The 19,054-nt window shown below is 65.0% G+C and carries 19 protein-coding genes; 6 read left to right on the forward strand and 13 right to left on the reverse strand.

The annotated features are described in order from the left end of the window. The first annotated feature begins 36 nt into the window (after nucleotides 1-36). Nucleotides 37-606 (forward strand): dCTP deaminase, encoded by a 570-nt coding sequence (gene dcd, locus LDZ26_RS03025; RefSeq protein ID WP_014190693.1) that lies wholly within the window; start codon nucleotides 37-39, stop codon nucleotides 604-606. Nucleotides 607-710: 104 nt separating this feature from the next. Further along, nucleotides 711-2,996, forward strand: a complete 2,286-nt coding sequence (locus LDZ26_RS03030) for an arginine/lysine/ornithine decarboxylase (protein WP_244848100.1) — start codon at nucleotides 711-713, stop codon at nucleotides 2,994-2,996. A gap of 80 nt (nucleotides 2,997-3,076) precedes the next feature. Here the strand turns inward: LDZ26_RS03030 and gstA are convergent, their stop codons facing one another. Further along, nucleotides 3,077-3,682, reverse strand: a complete 606-nt coding sequence (gene gstA, locus LDZ26_RS03035; RefSeq protein ID WP_244848101.1) for a glutathione transferase GstA — start codon at nucleotides 3,680-3,682, stop codon at nucleotides 3,077-3,079. A gap of 179 nt (nucleotides 3,683-3,861) precedes the next feature. Between gstA and LDZ26_RS03040 the strand changes: the two genes are divergently transcribed. Beyond that, a complete protein-coding gene (locus LDZ26_RS03040) occupies nucleotides 3,862-4,350 on the forward strand; it encodes a type VI secretion system amidase effector protein Tae4 (RefSeq protein WP_244848102.1) in 489 nt (162 codons plus the stop codon). Further along, nucleotides 4,350-4,733: a T6SS amidase immunity protein Tai4 family protein gene (locus tag LDZ26_RS03045; protein WP_244848103.1), complete on the forward strand. Its 384-nt coding sequence runs from the start codon at nucleotides 4,350-4,352 to the stop codon at nucleotides 4,731-4,733. Before LDZ26_RS03040 ends, LDZ26_RS03045 begins: the two co-directional genes overlap by 1 nt. Here the strand turns inward: LDZ26_RS03045 and LDZ26_RS03050 are convergent. After that, on the reverse strand, nucleotides 4,720-5,652 hold the full coding sequence (locus tag LDZ26_RS03050) for a bestrophin family protein (protein WP_244848104.1): 933 nt from the start codon (nucleotides 5,650-5,652) through the stop codon (nucleotides 4,720-4,722). The two genes, LDZ26_RS03045 and LDZ26_RS03050, sit on opposite strands and share 14 nt — an antisense overlap. Before the next feature lie 392 nt (nucleotides 5,653-6,044). Here LDZ26_RS03050 and LDZ26_RS03055 point away from each other — a divergent pair, with 392 nt between their 5' ends. Beyond that, nucleotides 6,045-7,472, forward strand: coding sequence for a lytic polysaccharide monooxygenase (locus LDZ26_RS03055; RefSeq protein ID WP_255774850.1), 1,428 nt, complete (start codon nucleotides 6,045-6,047; stop codon nucleotides 7,470-7,472). A gap of 46 nt (nucleotides 7,473-7,518) precedes the next feature. On the opposite strand, the gene LDZ26_RS03060 is transcribed toward LDZ26_RS03055, so the two are convergent. Continuing rightward, nucleotides 7,519-8,151: a 2OG-Fe(II) oxygenase gene (locus LDZ26_RS03060; RefSeq protein WP_244848105.1), complete on the reverse strand. Its 633-nt coding sequence runs from the start codon at nucleotides 8,149-8,151 to the stop codon at nucleotides 7,519-7,521. A gap of 272 nt (nucleotides 8,152-8,423) precedes the next feature. Between LDZ26_RS03060 and LDZ26_RS03065 the strand changes: the two genes are divergently transcribed. Beyond that, entirely contained in the window at nucleotides 8,424-9,269 is an 846-nt protein-coding gene (locus LDZ26_RS03065) for a lytic transglycosylase domain-containing protein (protein WP_244848106.1), read from the forward strand. A 38-nt stretch (nucleotides 9,270-9,307) separates the two neighbouring features. Here LDZ26_RS03065 and LDZ26_RS03070 read toward each other — a convergent pair whose 3' ends face one another. Genes LDZ26_RS03070 through LDZ26_RS03115 form a run of 10 tightly spaced genes read right to left on the reverse strand, consistent with a single transcriptional unit; the run spans nucleotide 9,308 to nucleotide 19,053 of the window. Continuing rightward, a complete protein-coding gene (locus LDZ26_RS03070; protein WP_244848107.1) occupies nucleotides 9,308-11,377 on the reverse strand; it encodes a glycoside hydrolase family 19 protein in 2,070 nt (689 codons plus the stop codon). 33 nt (nucleotides 11,378-11,410) lie between these two features. After that, complete coding sequence (locus tag LDZ26_RS03075; protein WP_244848108.1) at nucleotides 11,411-11,893, reverse strand: type II secretion system protein; 483 nt, start codon at nucleotides 11,891-11,893, stop codon at nucleotides 11,411-11,413. Then, on the reverse strand, nucleotides 11,868-12,245 hold the full coding sequence (locus tag LDZ26_RS03080) for a type II secretion system protein (RefSeq protein WP_370650661.1): 378 nt from the start codon (nucleotides 12,243-12,245) through the stop codon (nucleotides 11,868-11,870). The genes LDZ26_RS03075 and LDZ26_RS03080 overlap by 26 nt, the downstream gene beginning before the upstream one ends. A gap of 5 nt (nucleotides 12,246-12,250) precedes the next feature. Continuing rightward, nucleotides 12,251-12,718 carry a type II secretion system protein gene (locus LDZ26_RS03085; protein WP_244848110.1) on the reverse strand — a complete coding sequence of 156 codons (468 nt, stop codon included), beginning with the start codon at nucleotides 12,716-12,718 and terminating at the stop codon, nucleotides 12,251-12,253. Between the two features lie 22 nt (nucleotides 12,719-12,740). After that, on the reverse strand, nucleotides 12,741-14,681 hold the full coding sequence (locus LDZ26_RS03090; protein WP_244848111.1) for a secretin N-terminal domain-containing protein: 1,941 nt from the start codon (nucleotides 14,679-14,681) through the stop codon (nucleotides 12,741-12,743). Beyond that, nucleotides 14,678-15,259 (reverse strand): hypothetical protein, encoded by a 582-nt coding sequence (locus LDZ26_RS03095; RefSeq protein WP_244848112.1) that lies wholly within the window; start codon nucleotides 15,257-15,259, stop codon nucleotides 14,678-14,680. Before LDZ26_RS03095 ends, LDZ26_RS03090 begins: the two co-directional genes overlap by 4 nt. Beyond that, nucleotides 15,256-15,777 (reverse strand): hypothetical protein, encoded by a 522-nt coding sequence (locus LDZ26_RS03100; protein ID WP_244848113.1) that lies wholly within the window; start codon nucleotides 15,775-15,777, stop codon nucleotides 15,256-15,258. Before LDZ26_RS03100 ends, LDZ26_RS03095 begins: the two co-directional genes overlap by 4 nt. Further along, complete coding sequence (locus LDZ26_RS03105) at nucleotides 15,774-16,598, reverse strand: hypothetical protein (RefSeq protein ID WP_244848114.1); 825 nt, start codon at nucleotides 16,596-16,598, stop codon at nucleotides 15,774-15,776. Before LDZ26_RS03105 ends, LDZ26_RS03100 begins: the two co-directional genes overlap by 4 nt. Next, the gene (locus tag LDZ26_RS03110; RefSeq protein ID WP_244848115.1) at nucleotides 16,595-17,392 is read right to left on the reverse strand and encodes a hypothetical protein; all 798 of its coding nucleotides are present in this window, start codon (nucleotides 17,390-17,392) and stop codon (nucleotides 16,595-16,597) included. The genes LDZ26_RS03105 and LDZ26_RS03110 overlap by 4 nt, the downstream gene beginning before the upstream one ends. Nucleotides 17,393-17,406: 14 nt before the next feature. Then, nucleotides 17,407-19,053 (reverse strand): GspE/PulE family protein, encoded by a 1,647-nt coding sequence (locus tag LDZ26_RS03115; RefSeq protein ID WP_244848116.1) that lies wholly within the window; start codon nucleotides 19,051-19,053, stop codon nucleotides 17,407-17,409. Nucleotide 19,054 lies beyond the last annotated feature (1 nt).

Genomic DNA, 19,054 nt, shown 5'->3' on the forward strand with positions numbered 1-19,054 from the left:
GCGCGACTTCACGCCGCAACGTTGGGTACGTCCCCTATGAGCATCAAGTCCGACAAGTGGATTCGGCGCATGGCCGAAGAGCACAAGATGATCGAGCCGTTCGTGCGCGATCAGGTGCGCGTGGCCGAGGACGGCCGCAAGATCGTGAGTTACGGCACGTCGAGCTATGGCTACGACATTCGCGTCGCTGACGAATTCAAGATCTTCACGAACATCAACTCGACCATCGTCGATCCGAAGGCGTTCGACGAGAAATCGTTCGTGGACTTCAAGGGCGATGTCTGCATCATTCCGCCGAATTCCTTCGCGCTCGCGCGCACCGTCGAATATTTCCGCATTCCGCGCTCGTGCCTGACCGTGTGTCTCGGCAAGTCGACTTACGCGCGCTGCGGGATCATCGTGAACGTCACGCCGTTCGAGCCGGAGTGGGAAGGCTATGTGACGCTCGAATTCTCGAATACGACACCATTGCCCGCCAAAATCTACGCGAACGAAGGCGTCGCGCAGGTTCTCTTCTTCGAAAGCGACGAGATCTGCGAGACGTCCTACGCCGACCGCGGCGGCAAGTATCAAGGGCAGCACGGCGTGACGCTGCCGAAAACCTGATCGCTTTGCGTCCCTAGAACCGCACACGGCACGCGCTTGTCGAAGGACCGCTGGCTCCGGGAAAAAGTCTCGGGCAGCGGTCGTTCCATTTGGAGATTCGCCTCATGAAGTTCCGCTTCCCCGTCGTCATCATCGACGAAGACTTTCGCTCCGAGAACATCTCGGGTTCCGGCATTCGCGCGCTGGCCGAGGCGATCGAGGGCGAAGGCGCCGAAGTGCTCGGTCTCACGAGCTACGGCGATCTCGCCGCCTTCGCGCAGCAGTCGAGCCGCGCGTCGTGCTTCATCTTGTCGATCGACGACGACGAACTGCTGCCTTACGCCGACAATGTCGTCGTGGAAGGCGACACGCCCGAGCTGGCGTCGGCCATCGTCGCGTTGCGCGCGTTCATCAACGCCGTGCGCCGCCGCAACGCCGACATCCCCATCTTCCTGTACGGCGAAACGCGCACCTCGCGGCACTTGCCGAACGACATCCTGCGCGAACTGCACGGCTTCATTCACATGTTCGAGGACACGCCGGAGTTCGTCGCGCGCCACGTCATTCGCGAAGCGAAGGTCTATCTCGATGCGCTCGCGCCGCCGTTCTTCAAGGAACTCGTGCAGTACGCGGACGAAGGCTCGTATTCGTGGCACTGTCCGGGCCACTCGGGCGGCGTCGCGTTCCTGAAGAACCCGCTCGGGCAAATGTTCCACCAGTTCTTCGGCGAGAACATGCTGCGCGCGGACGTGTGCAACGCGGTGGAGGAACTCGGCCAGCTGCTCGATCACACTGGCCCGGTCGCGGCCTCGGAGCGCAACGCGGCGCGCATCTTCGGCGCGGATCATCTCTTTTTCGTGACCAACGGAACGTCGACCTCGAACAAGATCGTGTGGCACGCGACCGTCGCGCCGGGCGATATCGTGCTCGTGGACCGCAACTGCCATAAGTCGATTCTGCACGCCATCACGATGACGGGTGCGATTCCCGTGTTCCTCACGCCGACGCGCAATCACTTCGGCATCATCGGGCCGATTCCGCGCGACGAGTTCAAGCCCGAGAACATCCGCCGCAAGATCGAAGCGAATCCGTTCGCACGCGAGGCGCTCGCGAAGAACCCGAAGGTCAAGCCGCGCATTTTGACCATCACGCAGAGCACGTACGACGGCGTGGTCTATAACGTCGAGATGATCAAGGACCTGCTCGGCGACATGCTCGACACGCTGCATTTCGACGAAGCCTGGCTGCCGCACGCCGAGTTCCACTCGTTCTATCAGGACATGCACGCGATCGGCGCGGGCCGCCCGCGCACCGGCGCGCTCGTGTTCGCGACGCACTCCACGCACAAGCTGCTCGCCGGCATTTCGCAGGCATCGCAAATCCTCGTGCAGGACAGCGAGAACAGCACGTTCGACCGCCATCGTTTCAACGAGGCGTATCTGATGCACACGTCGACGTCGCCGCAATACGCGATCATCGCGTCGTGCGACGTGGCCGCCGCTATGATGGAAGCGCCGGGCGGCCCGGCGCTCGTGGAAGAGTCGATTGCCGAGGCGCTCGACTTCCGCCGCGCGATGCGCAAGGTCGATGCCGAATACGGCGACGACTGGTTCTTCAAGGTCTGGGGCCCGGACGCGCTGGCCGAAGAGGGCATCGGCGACCGCGAGGAGTGGATGCTGAAGCCGAACGACCGCTGGCACGGTTTCGGCGCGCTCGCCGAGAACTTCAACATGCTCGACCCGATCAAGGCGACGATCATCACGCCGGGCCTCGACGTGGACGGCGAGTTCGGCGAGACGGGCATTCCGGCCGCCATCGTGACGAAGTATCTGGCCGAGCACGGCATCATCGTGGAGAAGACCGGGCTTTATTCGTTCTTCATCATGTTCACGATCGGCATCACGAAGGGCCGCTGGAACTCGATGGTCACCGAGCTTCAGCAGTTCAAGGACGACTACGACAACAATCAGCCGTTGTGGCGCGTGCTGCCGGAATTCATCGCGCAGCATCCGTCGTACGAGCGCATCGGGCTGCGCGATCTGTGCGAGCAGATCCACAGCGTCTATCGCGCGAACGACATCGCGCGGCTCACGACCGAGATGTATCTGTCGAGCATGGAGCCCGCGATGAAACCGTCGGAAGCGTATGCGAAGCTCGTGCACCGCGAGATCGACCGCGTGCCGATCGACGAACTCGAAGGGCGCGTGACGAGCATTCTGCTGACGCCGTATCCGCCGGGCATTCCTTTGCTGATTCCGGGGGAGCGTTTTAACCGCACGATCGTCGATTATTTGCGCTTCGCGCGCGAGTTCAACGAGCGCTTCCCGGGCTTCCACACGGATATCCACGGGCTCGTCGGTGAGATGATCAACGGGCGCATCGAGTATTTCGTCGATTGCGTGCGCGATTGATTTCGTTCTGATTCCCGGCTCTAAAAACGAACGGCCCTTCATCGAAGGGCCGTTTGTCGTTCGGGGCAAGCGCGGATCGCTTAGATCAGGCCTTCTGCCTTCATCGCCGCCTGCACCGCCGGACGCGCCGCGACGCGCGCCTGATACGCGGTCAACGCCGGCCACTTGTTCAGATCGAGGTCGATGAACGACGCCCAGCCGAGCACGGTGAAGAGATACGCGTCGCCGATGCTGTATTCATTGCCGAGCAGATACTGTTTGTCGTCGATATGCTTCGCCACGTACGCGAGACGGCGCTCCAGATTGGCCATCGCGGCGGCTTTCCACTCGCTCGTCGCGGCCGGGTTGAAGAACGGCGAGAAGTTCTTGTGCAGTTCCGTGCCGATGAACGTCAGCCAGCCTTGCAGCCGATAGCGCGACATCGCGTCGGCGAGCGGCGCGAGGTGCTTGCCCGGCACCTGATCCGCGATGTACTGCATGATGGCCGGACCTTCGGTCAGCACGTTGCCGTCATCGAGCTGAAGCGCGGGCACGTAGCCCTTCGGGTTGATCGCCATGAAATCGGCGCCGCTTGCGGTGACTTTCGTCTTCAGGTCGACGGCTTCGATCTCGTAGGGCAGACCGGATTCTTCGAGGACGATATGCGAGGCAAGCGAGCAGGCGCCGGCTTTGTAGAACAGTTTCATTCGAATCTCCAAGGTGAAACGCGCGCCATTATGAACGATTCAAACTAGGGCGCGGCGCGAGCGATCGCTTTTGACATTCGGAGATCAATTTGCCTCAGCTGCAAATAGGACAAATCGTGTGTTCGTTCAAGCTGTTCACGACCATGCTGTCCGATCGATAGCAAAGCAGCGAGGTCATCATGAGCGGCAGGCCAGCATTCGGGAGCGCATGGCTCGCATTCACCCGGGTACGCATGAGCGTGGCGGATGTCGGGAAATTGATCGGCGGTCGCGTCGACGATAACATCAAGTCAGGTATCTTCCAGAACGCATGTCCGATAAGAATGAGCTACGTGCTGAACAGCACCGGTTTTCCCGTCGAGAAGGAAGCAGGCTATGCGACTGTATCGGGCGCTGACGGAAAGCAGTACCTGTTCCGGGTTAACGACATGATGGCCTACCTTGAACGCGAGTTCGGAAGGCCCGATCAAACAGTGAAGTCTCCGAAGGAAACAGACTTCCGGGGTCAGCGAGGCATTCTTGTCGTACGCGGACACGGCGGGAAGGATGCGCGAGGGCACGTCACCCTTTGGAACGGGGCTGCATGTTCGGATTCCTGCCACCTGCTTCAGAATCCGGACAACGGCACGTTCATTCCCGATACGGCATCGCTGTGGGAGTTGCATTGATGCGCCTGTTCGTCGCAGGTGTCATGCTCTTGGCGCTCGGCCAGCTTGCACTCGCCTCCCCGGCGTCAGTGACTGAGAAGCAACAGGCGCTCTTGAAGCGATGGGCACTGAGCCGTTGCCTCGCGAAGGTCTATCCCGGCTCACCGGCGAGGGACGACGCGAACGCTACCGCGAGTAGCTATCTCGAAGCTGGCAGTGTCCCGGCTGACGCATACCTCGCTGTGGACAAGCTCGCGACCGAGTACGCGAACCGGCGTTACTCGGGCGCGGTTCACTCGTCGTTCGGAACGAAGAAATGCATCGATCTTTTCGATAGCAGAGCGCTCGACGATCTCACCGCCCGAATCGTGACTGCACCATCCGCCGCCGCTAATCGACGATGAATCTGCGCGATGGATCGCGCGATACGGGCGGCGCCGGTTCGAACGCCGGGTCCGCCGCCATATCGTGCAGCGCCGCTTCGAGCGTCGCACAGATCGCATTCAGCGCGAGGTCATTCTCTTCCAGCCCAAACGGGTCTTCGATCTGCGCCGCAATCGCCTCAAGCGCCATGAACGCATACGCCACCAGCAACGCGAAGAGCGGCGTCAACAGGCCCGCGCCATCGACAAGACCGAAGGGCAGCAGCACGCAGAACAGATAAATCGTGCGGTGAATCATCACCGAGTACGAGAAGGGCAGCGGCGTCGAGGTGAGCCGCTCGCAGCCGCCGACCACGTTCGACAACGCGTTCAGGTTCGCGTCGATGGCGAGCATCGCGTAGCCGTCGAGCGCGCCTTCGCGCTTTCTCGCCGCGACCCATTCGCCGAGCCACAGCAAGATCAGCGCGGGCTTGTACTGCGCGGCGGCTACGCGCGCATGCAGTTCGGGCGGCAGGCGCGGCGCGAGATCGCTCGTCGCGTCGGTGCCGCGCAACTGATGCCGCAACGCATGCGCCAGTCCGCCTATCGCCGCGAGAAAGCGCCGCGTGTCGACGGAATCACGCGGATGCGGCATCGACAACGCCTGGCGCGCAAGCGAACGCGCCGTGATGACGAGCGAGCCCCAGAGCTTGCGTCCCTCCCACCAGCGGTCGTAGCTCGCGCTGTTGCGAAAGCCCAGGAACACCGCGAGCGCAATGCCGACGAGCGCGAACGGCGGCGTGCCGAGCCCGATCGGATAGTGCCGCATGTGGTCGTGCATGAAGATCGCCGCGACCGACAGCGCGAAGATCAGCCCGAGCCGCGGCAACAGTTGCGGCAGCACGGAGCCGCGCCAGACGAACAGCATGCGGAACCAGTGCAGCTTCGGGCGAATGATCATGTTTCGGGTCTGCTTTCGGAATGAATGGCGTGCGGCGCGATACGACGCAATACGACGTGATACGTCGCGACGAGACGTTGCGCGTCCTGCATTCTAAGTCAGCATGCCGCCGTATCGGAACATTGAACGATCGGCTCGACGCGCTTCGTTCGCAAGGTGCGGCCAGGCGCGGATGCCGCGCGACTGATGCGCCGCGCGAGTCGATCACGATGTGCCTTGACGTCTTCGTGCTAACCGCTTCTGGCGCCGCCTACTAGAATGAAGGTCAGCCGACGCTTGCTTCAAGTGATAGTTAGGTATTCGAAGTAAACGTGACGATGGTTGCGGCGCCGAAACGGTCTCGACACCTGTTCCAGAAACCTCGCACATAGACGACAAAAACGGAGGCATTCATGCTCGCAGCCAGGCGCAACGTCTTTTTGGTGCTGGTTCCCCTTGCGGTTCCATGTGCCGTATCGGCGCACGGAACGCTCGAGACCCCGTTGAGCCGTGTGTATTCGTGCTATCTCGAAGGGCCTGAAAATCCGAAGTCGGCCGCGTGCCAGGCGGCGGTGGCCGTCGCGGGGCCGGCGTTCCTGTATGACTGGGCGGGCGTCAACCAGTTGCCCAACGGCGATCACAAGGCGTTCGTGCCGGACGGGCATCTGTGCAGCGGCGGCAAGACGAATTACTACGGGCTCGATCTCGGTCGCAACGACTGGCCGGCGACTTCAATTTCCGCCGATCTCAGCGGCAACTTCACGTTTGTCTGGAATGCGACCGCGCCGCACGTCACGCGATACTTCCAGTTCTACATGACGAACGACAACTACGATTTCAACCAGCCGCTGAAATGGTCCGATCTCGACAGCGCGCCGTTTTGCGAGATCAACAACGTCACGCTGGATAACGGACGCTACAAGATGCAGTGCAAACTCCCGGCGGGCAAGACGGGCAAGCGCATCATCTATGTGATCTGGCAGCGCAACGACAGCGCCGAGGCTTTCTACGCGTGTACGGACGTGGTCATCAACGCGGTCAAGTCGACGTGGCGCGAACTGCGACCGGTGCCGACGACCGCGCAGAACCAGCCTGCCGGCATGAAGATCACGTTGCGCGTATTCGACCCGGACGGCCACGATCTCGAATCGATCAGCTACATCGTGACGGCGCAGACCACGAACGCCGCCGACTGGATGTACGCGATGGCGACGACCATCAACGCTCAGTCGAGGCGCGTGCATATCGGCCTGATCGACAACAACGGCAATATCGTGCCGCAGAAGGAGCCGTCGGCGAACCGCATTTATGTCGATGGCCCGACGGACTACAACTTCATGGTGGACTACACCGGCTCGACGACGCCGACGCCGACGCCGACGCCGACGCCTGCGCCTGCGCCAACGCCTGCTCCGGCTCCCGCGCCTGCACCGACTCCGACGCCCGCACCCGCACCCGCACCCGCACCCGCACCCGCACCCGCACCCGCACCATCGCCAGCTACCGGCGGCACGTGTGCGGTGCCGTGGCAGGCGGGCACCATCTACAAGTCGAAGGAGCAGGTCTCGGCGAACGGACACAACTACAGCGCACGCTGGGAGAACAGCGACAATCCGGTGACCAACTCCGGCAGCGACAAGGCGTGGCAAGACCTGGGTACATGCTCGGGGCAAACGTCGCTGGCGTGCGCGGCGCCGTGGAGTGCGAGCAAGACCTACGCGACCGCCGGCACGAACGTGAGCTACAACGGCATGAACTATCGCAACAAGTGGTGGTCGGCGAATGTCGATCCGGCGACGAACTCCGACGGCGCGTGGGAAAAGATCGGGCCGTGCAAGTAGTCGTGAGCCGCGCATCGCGCGAGACGAAGCGCTTCGCGCGATGCGTTCACTGCTCCGCGCGAAAGCGTCCGCGTCGGATCCACTTCGTCGCGATCCACTTTTCGCCTTCTTCGACGGGCGTGCCGGCATGCAGCGTTCTCGGATCGCTCTGGCCGAGTTCGTTCACATACTCGAAGTAGAGCGCGCAGCCGCGCCGCGGATGGATGGCGAGTCCGGCGGCCGGAAAAGTCGTGTCGCCGCCGCGCGCGACTTCGTTGAGATAGAGGATGACGGTCGCCACCCGCTGTCCGCCGCGCTGCATGTGATGCCGGCTGCCCGCCTGCTCCTCGGGGAAATAATCGAAATGCGGACGATATTCGCCGCCCACGCCATAACGAAGGATATGCAGATCCTCACCGTTTTCGACGGGCTGCCGGAACAGTTCGGCGAGTCGCCGGTCGATCGTGCCGACGAGCGCATCCGTCGACGCATCGACGAACGCGCCTTCGCTTTGGCGTTCGGTGATGGTGATCTCGTTGCCCGAATCCGGATCGACGACCGACGAGCGCTGCACGCGCGCGCGGCCGATTTCGATAAGCCGGTCGCATTCGCCGTGCGTGAGGACATCGGCGAGCAGCGCGACGACGGGCTGGCCGCAACTGAAGAGCTTGGGCGCTTCACAGTCGCTCGCGGTGAGCACGCGCCGGGCGGCAGCATCGGCGTGCCGTAGACGTATTCGGAGGCATCGGCGGCTTGCGCCGTAGCGGACTCGTCGAACGCTTCGCCCGCCAGGTGACGCGCGAGAATCAGCCGCGCGGTGTTCGGATGAAAGTCCGCGGCGATCATGGCGTCGATCAGCGATTGATGCGTGCATCCGCGAACGATGTTCTCATCGAGCCACGTTTTCCATGCGGCATCGAAGCGAGGAAGGGTGCTCATGGCGGCCTGGCGATGATGACGGGACGTCCATTCATGGAAGCACAAAAGCGCGCGCATCACAACGCCGTGCTTGAAACAGCGCGCGGCACGATGCGAGCGTGTCTCTTCGCGTGCGCGCTGTGCGCCTGTCACGCGCACGCGGCGACCATGCTGCGCTGCGAGTCCGACGACAACACGGTGAGCTATGTCAGCGAGCGCATCGAACATGCGCGATGCAGCCGTGTGCCGATGAACTGGCGGCAACAGGCGTTGCCCGCGACCAGCGCGTCTGCGTCCGCGCCCGCCATGCCGCGCCCCGTCGCGTTGCGGCGGCGCGAAGCCACGACGCGCATCTACAGCTACGTCGAGGACGGCGTGCGGCACTATCTCACGCGCAAGCCGCAAGGCGTCGCAGCGAGCGTGTCGGTGATCGAGCTGCACTACATCGAAACGTGCAATCTGTGCGAGCCCGCCGCGGACGTGAACGTCGCCGCGCTCTCGCTCGACACGCGTTCATACCAACGCGAGATCGACGCGGCGGCGGCATCGTTCGGCGTGGATCGCGCGCTGGTGCGAGCCGTGATTCACGCCGAATCGGGATACCGCGCCGACGCTATCTCGGGCAAGGGCGCGCAGGGTCTCATGCAGTTGATGCCCGCGACGGCAGCGCGCTTCGACGTGGGCGATCCGTTCGACGCCGCGCAGAACATCCGCGGCGGCGTGCGCTATCTCGCGTGGCTTCTGCGGCGCTTCGGCGGCGACGTCGACCTTGCGCTCGCGGCCTACAACAGCGGCGAAGGCGCGGTTGCGCGTCATGACGGCGTGCCGCCCTATGCCGAGACGCAGGCGTACGTTTCGCGCGTGAAGCTGCTCGTGGACCGCTATCGCGCTGTGCGCTAGCGGCCCACTTGGTCGGCGCTGTCGATCGCGCCGCGCGTCTACTTCGTGTTGTCGATCACGATCTGTCCGTTGTATTCGACCTTGCCCCGGAAGAAGTAGTCCGTGCAGGCTTTGTAATCGCCCGGATTGACGAGCGAGAAGGGCATGCCGTAGTCGACGACCTTGCATCCGGTCACGGGCTTGCCGTCGGCCCACGAATAGTCCTTGTCGAGATAGGCCTTGAGCGCCGCCGCCGAGCCTTCGTTGAAGCCGCGCATGTTGGCGCAGCCGAGCGGTTCGTCGGCCGGGATAGTGACGCCGAGTTCGCGCGCCATTTCCTTGTACGCGTTGATGCGGTTGGTGACTTGCGGCTGCTCGGCGCCGCCTTTGCCGCATTCGATGCCGCCGTTGATGATGAACACCGTCGCGCCGAAGCCCGGCTTCATGTTGTTGCCGAGGTCGACCGCATTCGGCTTCCAGGTGCCGTCGATAGCCCAGGTCATCGGCGGTTTGGGCGTTTGCGGCGTCACCGCGAACCAGATCGCCGACGCGAAGTTGAGCCACGTATCCGCGACGCGGCCCGGATTGTCGAGCAGGATGTTCGGATCGTTGTAGAGCGCCTGCGAAAATGGCCCGAAGTTATAGTTCCACGACAGTTGCTTCGCGCCGCGTCCGAAGTAGTCGAGATAGCGGCCCGCCGAATTCTTCGCGCACGCATAGAAGATCCAGTTGGTCGCGTGCGAGCCCGGCTCGCATTGCTGATACGCGCCGACCGCCGATCCTTCCTGATATCCCGATTCGCGCAGGAACCACAGCGCCTGCTGCCAGAAGGGAATCGGCGTGTCCTGAGGCATCTTGGCGAGCACGGCGTTGTTGTGGTCCGGATACCCGGAGCGCACTTGCGCGGGCGTGAGCGATGGCCAGTTTGCGCCGGTTTCCTGCGTGAAGTGCGCGAACGATGTCGCGAGCAGCTTGCGGCAGATGGCGAGCGCATCGCGTCCGTCCGCATAGTCGCCGCAATACGCCGGGAACTTCGCGACGCCGCGCAGGAAGTTCACATACGAGTAGCGGATGTCGCGCACCGGGAAGAGCTGATCGAACTTCTGCTCGTCGATGATCGACTCGACACGCTTCACGTTCGACGGATTCGCCGCGCGGCCGGGGACGACGGCATTGACGTCGTCGTCGGGCAAGACGCGCAGCGCGTCGCGCACGATCGCGATGAGGCCGTTGGTCTGATCGACGAGCGTCTTCTCGGTGGCGCTCAATTGCGCGGGCGTCGGATAGCCCGCCGGTTCGGCGATGTAGGTGATCTTCGGTTTATAGGCGGCGCTCGGGGCGGGCGCGGGCGTGGGAGCTGGAGCAGGGGCAGGCGCCGGTGATGGCGATGGAGCCGGTGCTGGCGTCGGCGTTGGTGCGGGAGCAGGGGCGGGGGCAGGTGCGGGCGCAGGTGCCGGTGCCGGCGTTGGTGCAGGAGCAGGAGCGGGTGCGGGCGAAGGCGCAGGCGCAGGTGCAGGTGCAGGTGCAGGAGCAGGAGCAGGTGCAGGCGCAGGCGCAGGCGCAGGCGCTCCGCCGCATGCGCCGAGGTCTTCCCAGACGCCATACATGCCCGATTGCGCGGGGTTGTCGCCTTGCGTCCACCACTTGTTGCGATAGTTTCGGCCGTTGTATGTCACGCGGGTGTCGGGCTGCGCATAGGTTTGACTCGACGACCAGGCCGCATAGCATCCTGCAGGCGCAGGCGCAGGCGCAGGCGCAGGCGCAGGCGCAGGCGCAGGCGCAGGCGCAGGCGCAGGCGCAGGCGCAGGCGCAGGCGCAGGCGCAGGAGCCGGAGCCGGAGCCGGAGCCGGAGCAGGAGCAGGAGCAGGAGCAGGAGCAGGAGCAGGCGCAGGCACCGCGTCGGCCGCGCCCACATCGCGCCACAACGTCGGCGACGCCGATGGCGTCCATCCCGCGCCGGGATACGCCGTGTGCGTCTGCAACGCCTGATACACGCGCCCGTTGTACGTCACGGTCGCGCCGGCCGAATAGGTCGCGCCCTCGCGCCATGCTTCCTGCGCGAGCGCCGCGCCGGCATGGAGCAGCAATGCGGCGGGCAGCACCGCCAGCTTTCTTCGAATCGATGACATCTCAGTCCTCCACACGCGAACGTCCGGCGGCGGTCAGCGCCGGGTCATGCCTCTGTCGGGGAAATGGGTGAACTTCCACTCCGAATAGCTCGTCTGCGTCGCGAAGCTCGCGTCGCTGTCGGAGAATCCGTCCTTCTTGAGCGGCGCTTGCGTCGATGCGCTATAGACGCCGTACAACTCGCCGCCCGGCCCGCGAATGGTTTGCCACTCGCCGCCCGTCATGGGATCGTCGTAGGGCTGGCGCAGGTAGCGCCGCACGAACGACGCGCGCGGATCGCGTGTGAGGTCCTTCAATTCCTTCGGGAACGCACCGCTCTTGTCCGCCTTGACGTACGCCTTGATGGCTGCGCGTATCGCGTCGCCCCGACGCAGCAGTTCGTCTTCCTTCGCGCGCTGCGTCTGCGTGCTCCACACCTCGCCGACCTTCATCAGATAGATGCCGATGACCGCCACGGACATCAGCGCCCACAACATGCCGAAGCCGCGTTGCCTACCACGCGCTGTAATCGGTGCCATCTTTCGCCTTGCCTTTCGCGCCGCTGCGCACGTTGTAGACGCCCGGCGTTCCGTCGGCGGGCGGCTCGACAGTCCATGTCGAGCGGCTCATGGCAACGGGGTCCAGCGGAACCTCGCGCAGATAGTGCTTCTGCACGAGTTCGTCGAGCGATTGCGGGTAGCGGCCCTGATCCGCGCGAAAGTGGTCGATCGAATCGCGCATCGCGGCGAGGTTTTCGTGCAGCACCGTTTCCTTCGCCTTGTCCGCCTGGCCGAAGTAGCGCGGCACGACGATCGTCAGCAGCGTCGCGATGATCGCCAGCACCACGAGCAGCTCGATCAGCGTGAACGCGCGACGCAGCTTGCGTAGCATCGCCATCACCATCTCCGGTAGGGAATGCCGTTGAGTCCCGTGCCTTCCGAGAGCGAATACACGTCGTAGACGTCGTCTCCTTCGGCGGGCGATTCCGCGTCGCTCGCGTAGCTGCGCTTGCCCCACGTGGCCTCGTCCGAACGGCTCGGGCAGTCGCACATCGGATCGCGCGGCACGCGCCGCAGGAAGTAGATGCGCGCGTGCGTGGGACTGGTCTTGTCGACCACGCCTTCGACGAGCGTCGCAAGCTTCGGCGGATAGCCCGCATCGCCTGGCGCGCGATCCATCTTTCCTTCGTCGCCGGCTTTCTTGTACGCGTCGATCGCATCGCGAATGCTCCACAGCGCGCGACGCAGTTCGTCCTCCCGCTGATGCTGCGCCGCCACCTGAACGAGCGGCGCGGCGACCATGGCGAGCGCGGCGAGAATCGCGAGCGTCACCAGCAGTTCGATGATCGTGAAGCCTCGTTGCATCGTGATCGGCTCATGCGGTGGTTCAGGGCTGCGTGCGCGGCGGCCCATTGGGCGCGGCAGCCGGCGACATGCGTGACGACGGCAGCGGCGGCGGCAACGCGCCGACCGGCTCTGGCGGCGCGGGCGGCTGCGGCGGCTGCTGAGGCGGCGGCGCGGATGTCTGCGGCGCCACCGGAGGCGGCAGGCGCGCAGCCTGATTTCCGCCGACCACGTCGCGTTCGGTGGTGATGCGGCTTTCCGTGCCCGAATCGAATTGCACGACGTTTCCCGCGGGGATCGCCTGATTACGCACGATGCGCGGCGTCAGCAAGAGCACGAGTTCGGTTTCGCGGGCGTCGTTGGTGCGGTCGCCGAAAATGCGATCGAGCAGCGGAAGGCGGCTCAACCCCGGCAGGCCGCTCGCGGCTGCGCGCTCGTTGCGCTGGAGCAGCCCGGCGAGCATCTGCGTTTCGTTGTTGCGCACGCTCATCACGGTGTCCGCCGTGCGCGTGCCGATCTGATACGCGACGAGTCCCGTCGATGTCGTGATCGTATCGGTCACGTTCGACACTTCCATGTGCAGCTTCACCTGCACTTCGTCGTTGTTGACGATGACCGGCGCGACTTCCAGCGACAGCCCGACGTCCTGATAGTTGACGCTCTCGGAACTGAAGTTGCTCGACAGCGTGGTCGTCACGACAGGCAGCCGGTCGCCGATCAGCACCTTCGCCTTCTCGCGGTTTCTCACGCGGATGCTCGGGTTCGCGAGCGTCCGCGTCTTGCCCTGCGTCTGGAGGAAGTCGATGCCTACCGGCCCGATACGCACGAGCACGTCGCTGCTGTTGAGGTTGCGCAATTGCTGGAGCGTGACCGTGTTCGGCGGCAGCGTGGTCTGATCGGCGGCGGTGCCGGACTGCAATCCGAACACGATGTTGTCCGGATATTGAATGCCCAGATGCAGCAGATCGGACGACGACACTTCGAGAATCTGCGCATCGATGACGACTTCGGCGGGCGTCACGTCCAGCGCGCGGATGATGCGCTCCGCCACCTTCAGCGTTTCCGGCGCGTCGCGCATGACGATGGCGTTGGTGCGCTCGTCGAGCACGGCGTCGCGCGTCTTGACCATCTGCTTGAGCACGCCGAGCACCTGCGCTGCCGACGAGTTCGTGAGATAGAACGTGCGAACGACGAGATCGCGGTACTCCGTTTCCTTGTCCGGCCGCTTCGGATAGATGAGGATGGCGTTGTCGCCCACGACCTTGCTCGAAAGCTGATTGGCCTGAAGCACCATGGTCAGCACTTGTTTGACCGGCGTATTGCTGGCGTAGATGGTGGTCGGCGCGCCCGACTGCACGTCGCGGTCGAAACTGAAATTCAGCCCCGTGATGTTCGACATCAGCTCGAAAATGCTGATGAGCGGCTGATCGCGAAACTGCACCGTGATGGGCTGATCCATGTCCTTGTTCAGTCTGGGCGCGAGATCGGCGGCTTTCGGCGTGAGCAGCTCGTCGCGCAGACGCGCGGCGCGGGCGTTTTCGGGCTGCCTGGCGAGCGTGTCCGTGGCGATGGCAAGCGCCGCTTGCGGCTGGTCCACCCGGATCGATTCGGCGTATTGCAGCGCGCCGTCGATGGCGGCTTGCCGGTTGATCCACTCGATCAGTTCGCGCGGCTGGTCGTCGCCGGGCGCGGCGGCTTGCGCGCGGCGCGCCCACGCGAGCGCCTGCGCGGAGTCGCCCGCGCGGTATGCGACCGTCGCGCGCTGCAGGTACTCCACCGACAGGCGGCGTCGCAAGCTCATGTACCAGCTTTTGATTTCGAGATCGTCGGGATACTCCGCGCTCTGCTGCGCGAGCAGGTCCAGTTGCGCGTCGGGCGGCATGCCGGCGAGCCGGTTTTGCAGGTCCTGACGATGCAGTTCGCCCGCGCACGAGCTCAGAAGCGGCAGCAGCAGCCACACGGCCACGTCTTTCAGCCGGATCATTGGATTCCCCCGATTGGCAGCGTTTGCTGGCGTTTCTGCGGCAGGTACGTGAAGCGGACGTGCTTGCGGTCGATCTCGTCGATCCGGTAGGCGTTGAGGATCGTGTCGCCCTGGTGCAGGAAGCCTTTGTTCTGGCAACTCGCGCAGAGCCGGAACTCGCGTCCGGTGCCGGACAGCACGATGTAGAACGCGCCACGCGAATCGAGCCACAGCGAGCGCACGGCAAAGGGCAGCGGCGGCGGTTCCGGCGGCGGGGGCGGCTTCACCGAGCCGGGCGGCGGCGGTGGCGGCGGCGGGGGTGGCGGCGGTTGCCAGTTCTGGCTCGGAAACAGATCGACGGGCGCGCTCGCGGCATTCGCGACGGTCTCGGGCTCGGGCGATTCGGGCGCGCTGGCAGGGGACTGCGGCGCGGCTGCGCGGGGCGTCGATGGCGTCGATGGCGTCGTTGCGTCCACGGGCGGCGCGGCGTCCTGCGTTTCGCCCCGGAAGTACACGAATGCGATCAGCCCGAGCGTCAGCGCGAGGAGCAGCAAAAGCGGCTTCGACACTTTCAGCGCGCGCGTGTCGAGGGCTTTCATTTCGACGCTTCCACGACGAACGCGCATTGCAGGCGCACTTCCAGATTCGTCGCGCCGATGTTCGGCCGCGAGATCGTGACGCGCTCCCAGCGCGTGCCCGGCAAGGTTCGCATTTCGAAGACGAAGTTGCGCAGCGGAAGATAGCGGCTCGTGAACGTCGCCTCCACGATATATCGGCGCAGCGACGAATCCTTGTCCTGCGCGGCGAGCTGATACGTGACCTGCGGGATGGTCAGGCCGTTCTTCGCGGCGATGGCGTGCATGCTGTGAAGGAATACGAAATATCGTTGTTCGGCGCTGACGGGGGCGACCGCCTCATCGGGCGACGACGGCGGCGGTTGCGTGAGCTTCGCGGCGCGCGCGTCGAGATCGGCCTCGCGCGCGGCGATGTCGCGGCGCAGCGGGACGATGTCCGCGAGCGCGATCATGGCCGCGCCGCCTAGCAGAAGCAGCGCGATCAGCCCGAACGTCCCGAGACGCCACCTCAGACGGCGCAGCTCCCACGTCCAGCGGTTCATCGGCGGCCTCCGGATGCGTGGCCGGTGGGCGTCGGCGCGGCGGGCGGGGTTGGCGCAGGCGTCGGTGAGGCGGGAGCTGGCGTGGCTGTCGAAGCGGATGTCGGCGAGCCTGTCGAAGCGGGTGTCGGTGAGCCTGTCGGCGCAGATGTCGGCGTGGCAGTCGGCGGCGCGGTCCTGCCTCGCTCAGCAGTGCGCGGCGCGGAAGCTGGCGCATCGGTCGACGAGGCAGTCGCCGAGCCAGTCGCCGTCGCCAAGCCAGCCGTTGAAGCGGCTGAAGCCGCCGCCGCCCCCCGCGCGGGCGCGCTGGCGAAAGCCTTCCACGTCACCTGCAACGACGTTTGCACCGACGGCGCCGGCGGTCCCGGCTTTTCCGTCTGCCGCTTGAGCGTCACGCTTTCGGTTTGCGGCTGCACCTGAAACCAGTCGGCGTAAGAAATCGCTTCCTGCACCGAGCGCGTCTCGAACTGCATGTTGATCTGCCGCGATGCCGTGACGATATCTATCGTCAGGAAGGCGATATTCGGATGCCATCCCGCTTCGATCAGATCGCGCGCCGGCTCGGCCGCATAGCGTTGCTGCGCCATCAGCGCGGCGCTGCGCGCGTCGCTGCCGCCGCGATGCGCGTTGCTGATGCGCGCGAAATGCGCCTCCTTTCTCGCGATGACGGACTCGCGCTCGTCCAGCGCCTCGCCTTTCGCGTGCAGCGCATCGCGGACCTGCATCGCCGCGATCACGGCGGCGACGCCCGCGACGAGCGCGGCGAGCCCCGCGGCCGCGCCCGGACGATTCGCGCGATGCAGATCGATGCGCGGCGCTTTCATGTCGCTTCGTCCCAGGGCGCGCGAAGCCATTCGATGCCCGGCGCCTCTGCCGACCAGCGCGCGCCGTCGCCCGCGCCGATCACGTAGCGGCGCGCGGGTGGCGTGTCGGCGCAGAGCACGAAGGCATCGCGCAGCACGTCGTCGAGCGTGCCTGCCACCGGCAGCGCGATAAAACCCGTCCAGCCGCCGCCGTTACGCAGTCCGATTTGCGCGACGGCCGCGCCTTCGTCCACGGTCTCCAGCGCGACGATGGCGATGGAACCGTCGCGAATCCGCGCGGCGTGCCGTTGCAGCGCGAACGTATAAGCCGGCTCGATGCCGCTCAGCATCAGCCTGCGTGTCTTGCACATCTTCTCGATGCCCGCGCACAACGCCTCCGGCATCGCGGCGACGAGGCGTGGGCATCGCCAGTTGCCGTCGGTTGCGGCAAAGCGCGATGGCTCGCTGCCCGCGCCGGTCTGCAACGACTGCACGCGTGCGGCGGCAATCCAGTCCTGCGGCTTCGCGAGCGGCTGCCAAGGCAGCGCGTGATAGCGGGCGAAAGGCGCGCCGGCCACCACGCGCAGCGCATGCAGACCGAGACGCGACGGCTTCGGCGCGAGCGTTTCGATGGCCTTGAGCGCCGCCGGGACATCGCCGGGCGAAAACGAACCGGCGCTGCGAGCCGTGCCGGGCACGCGTGCGCGCGCGCCTTCGAGCAGAATCGTCGTGCGGCTGACAAGGCCGGACGCGGCGCTGGCCGATGCCGCGGCCTTCGCGCGCAGAGAGTCGATGTGATCGGAGAAACGCGACATCGTGCGCCTTGCGCCTAGTTTTCGACGATGGTGACGCGATTGACTTCGGCGAGCGTCGTGCGCCCGTCGGCCACCGCGCGCAGCGCGATCTGCCGGATCGGCACGAAGCCGCTGTCGTAGGCCAGTTGCTTCAGTTCCATGATCGGGCGCCGCTCGACGAAGCACTGCTTGATCGCATCGTTCAGACGCAGCACTTCGGCAATCGGCTGACGCCCGAGATAACCGGTGCGCCGGCACATCTCGCAGCCCGCGCCGCGCCTGAAGCGCCAGTTCGCCACCTGCTCGCGCGAAAGCGCCGAGGCGCGCAGCATGGCGTCGTCGGGCGGATCGTCGTCGCGCACGCAGTGCGGGCAGTTCTTGCGCATCAACCGTTGCGCGACCGCGCCGAGCAGGGCATCGACGAAACTGTGCATGTCGACGCCCATGTGCAGAAAGCGGTCGAGCACGGAGAACACGTTGTTCGCGTGCACGGAGGTGAGCACGAGGTGACCCGTAAGCGCCGCCTGCACCGCGATGTTCGCGGTCTCGCCGTCGCGAATCTCGCCGACGAGAATCTTGTCGGGATCGTGGCGCAGGATCGAGCGCAGCCCGCGCGCGAAGGTCAGCCCTTTTTTGTCGTTGATCGGGATTTGCAGCACGCCCGCGAGTTCGTACTCGACCGGATCTTCGATGGTGATGATCTTCTCGTCGCCCGTGTTGATCTCGGTGAGCGTGGCGTAGAGCGTCGTCGATTTGCCGGAGCCTGTCGGTCCCGTCACGAGCAGAAGGCCGTACGGCTCGTGCGCGATCTTGCGGATCGCGTGGACGATCTCCGGCTCGTGACCGATCGAATCGAGCCGCAGCGCGCTCGTCGTCGCTTCGCCGCGCTGTTTGTCGAGCACGCGCAGGACGGCATCCTCGCCGTGGATCGACGGCATGATGGACACGCGAAAATCGATCTCGCGCTGGCTGATGATCGCCTTGAAGCGCCCGTCCTGCGGAATGCGCCGCTCGCCGATGTCGAGATCCGCCATCACCTTCAGGCGCGAGAGCACTTGTTCCGCCGTGTCGATGCCGTTCGCGCTCGCGGTTTCCTGCAACACGCCGTCGATGCGGTACTTGATGACGAGTCCCGTCGCCGTGCTTTCGATATGGATATCCGATGCGCGAGCCTTGAGCGCGTCGTACAGCGACGAATTGACGAGCCGTATGACCGGATGCGAGTCGGCGGCGAGCGTCGCCAGCGTGATTTCGACGCCCGCATCCGCGATCGCCGCCGACTGGCCTTCGACATTGATCTGCATGAGCGCCTGATGCGCCGATTCGTGCAGCGCGAGGAACGCCATCAACTCCGACGGCACGCAGATTCCGAAGGCGAACGGCTTCTTGACGCGGTTCATCGCCCAGGCGCGCAAGAGCGGGTCGAAGGGATCGGCGAGCAGGAGCCAGAGTTTGGCTTCCGTCCGGCTCGGATCGGCGGCGAGCAGGCATTTGCGCGAGGCGGCATCGCCGAAGGAGAGCAGGTCGAAGCGCGGTTCGAGCGTTTCGAGCGCGGCGGCGTCGAATGCGCGCAAGTGGAGCATGCTCGCGACCGTCTCGAGATAGGCGGCGGGATCGTGGCCGGCGTCGTCCCAGACCTGTTGCTGACGCCGGCGAGCCGGTGCGCTGACGGCTTCGTTCATG

Source organism: Caballeronia sp. SL2Y3, assembly GCF_022879575.1.
GTDB lineage: Bacteria > Pseudomonadota > Gammaproteobacteria > Burkholderiales > Burkholderiaceae > Caballeronia.

Coding starts and splice junctions, on each gene's coding strand:
- dcd (WP_014190693.1), top strand. CDS start 37: ATGAGCATCAAGTCCGACAAGTGGATTCGGCGCATGGCCGAAGAGCAC.
- LDZ26_RS03030 (WP_244848100.1), top strand. CDS start 711: ATGAAGTTCCGCTTCCCCGTCGTCATCATCGACGAAGACTTTCGCTCC.
- gstA (WP_244848101.1), bottom strand. CDS start 3,682: ATGAAACTGTTCTACAAAGCCGGCGCCTGCTCGCTTGCCTCGCATATC.
- LDZ26_RS03040 (WP_244848102.1), top strand. CDS start 3,862: ATGAGCGGCAGGCCAGCATTCGGGAGCGCATGGCTCGCATTCACCCGG.
- LDZ26_RS03045 (WP_244848103.1), top strand. CDS start 4,350: ATGCGCCTGTTCGTCGCAGGTGTCATGCTCTTGGCGCTCGGCCAGCTT.
- LDZ26_RS03050 (WP_244848104.1), bottom strand. CDS start 5,652: ATGATCATTCGCCCGAAGCTGCACTGGTTCCGCATGCTGTTCGTCTGG.
- LDZ26_RS03055 (WP_255774850.1), top strand. CDS start 6,045: ATGCTCGCAGCCAGGCGCAACGTCTTTTTGGTGCTGGTTCCCCTTGCG.
- LDZ26_RS03065 (WP_244848106.1), top strand. CDS start 8,424: ATGGAAGCACAAAAGCGCGCGCATCACAACGCCGTGCTTGAAACAGCG.
- LDZ26_RS03070 (WP_244848107.1), bottom strand. CDS start 11,377: ATGTCATCGATTCGAAGAAAGCTGGCGGTGCTGCCCGCCGCATTGCTG.
- LDZ26_RS03075 (WP_244848108.1), bottom strand. CDS start 11,893: ATGGCACCGATTACAGCGCGTGGTAGGCAACGCGGCTTCGGCATGTTG.
- LDZ26_RS03080 (WP_370650661.1), bottom strand. CDS start 12,245: ATGCTACGCAAGCTGCGTCGCGCGTTCACGCTGATCGAGCTGCTCGTG.
- LDZ26_RS03085 (WP_244848110.1), bottom strand. CDS start 12,718: ATGCAACGAGGCTTCACGATCATCGAACTGCTGGTGACGCTCGCGATT.
- LDZ26_RS03090 (WP_244848111.1), bottom strand. CDS start 14,681: ATGATCCGGCTGAAAGACGTGGCCGTGTGGCTGCTGCTGCCGCTTCTG.
- LDZ26_RS03095 (WP_244848112.1), bottom strand. CDS start 15,259: ATGAAAGCCCTCGACACGCGCGCGCTGAAAGTGTCGAAGCCGCTTTTG.
- LDZ26_RS03100 (WP_244848113.1), bottom strand. CDS start 15,777: ATGAACCGCTGGACGTGGGAGCTGCGCCGTCTGAGGTGGCGTCTCGGG.
- LDZ26_RS03105 (WP_244848114.1), bottom strand. CDS start 16,598: ATGAAAGCGCCGCGCATCGATCTGCATCGCGCGAATCGTCCGGGCGCG.
- LDZ26_RS03110 (WP_244848115.1), bottom strand. CDS start 17,392: ATGTCGCGTTTCTCCGATCACATCGACTCTCTGCGCGCGAAGGCCGCG.
- LDZ26_RS03115 (WP_244848116.1), bottom strand. CDS start 19,053: ATGAACGAAGCCGTCAGCGCACCGGCTCGCCGGCGTCAGCAACAGGTC.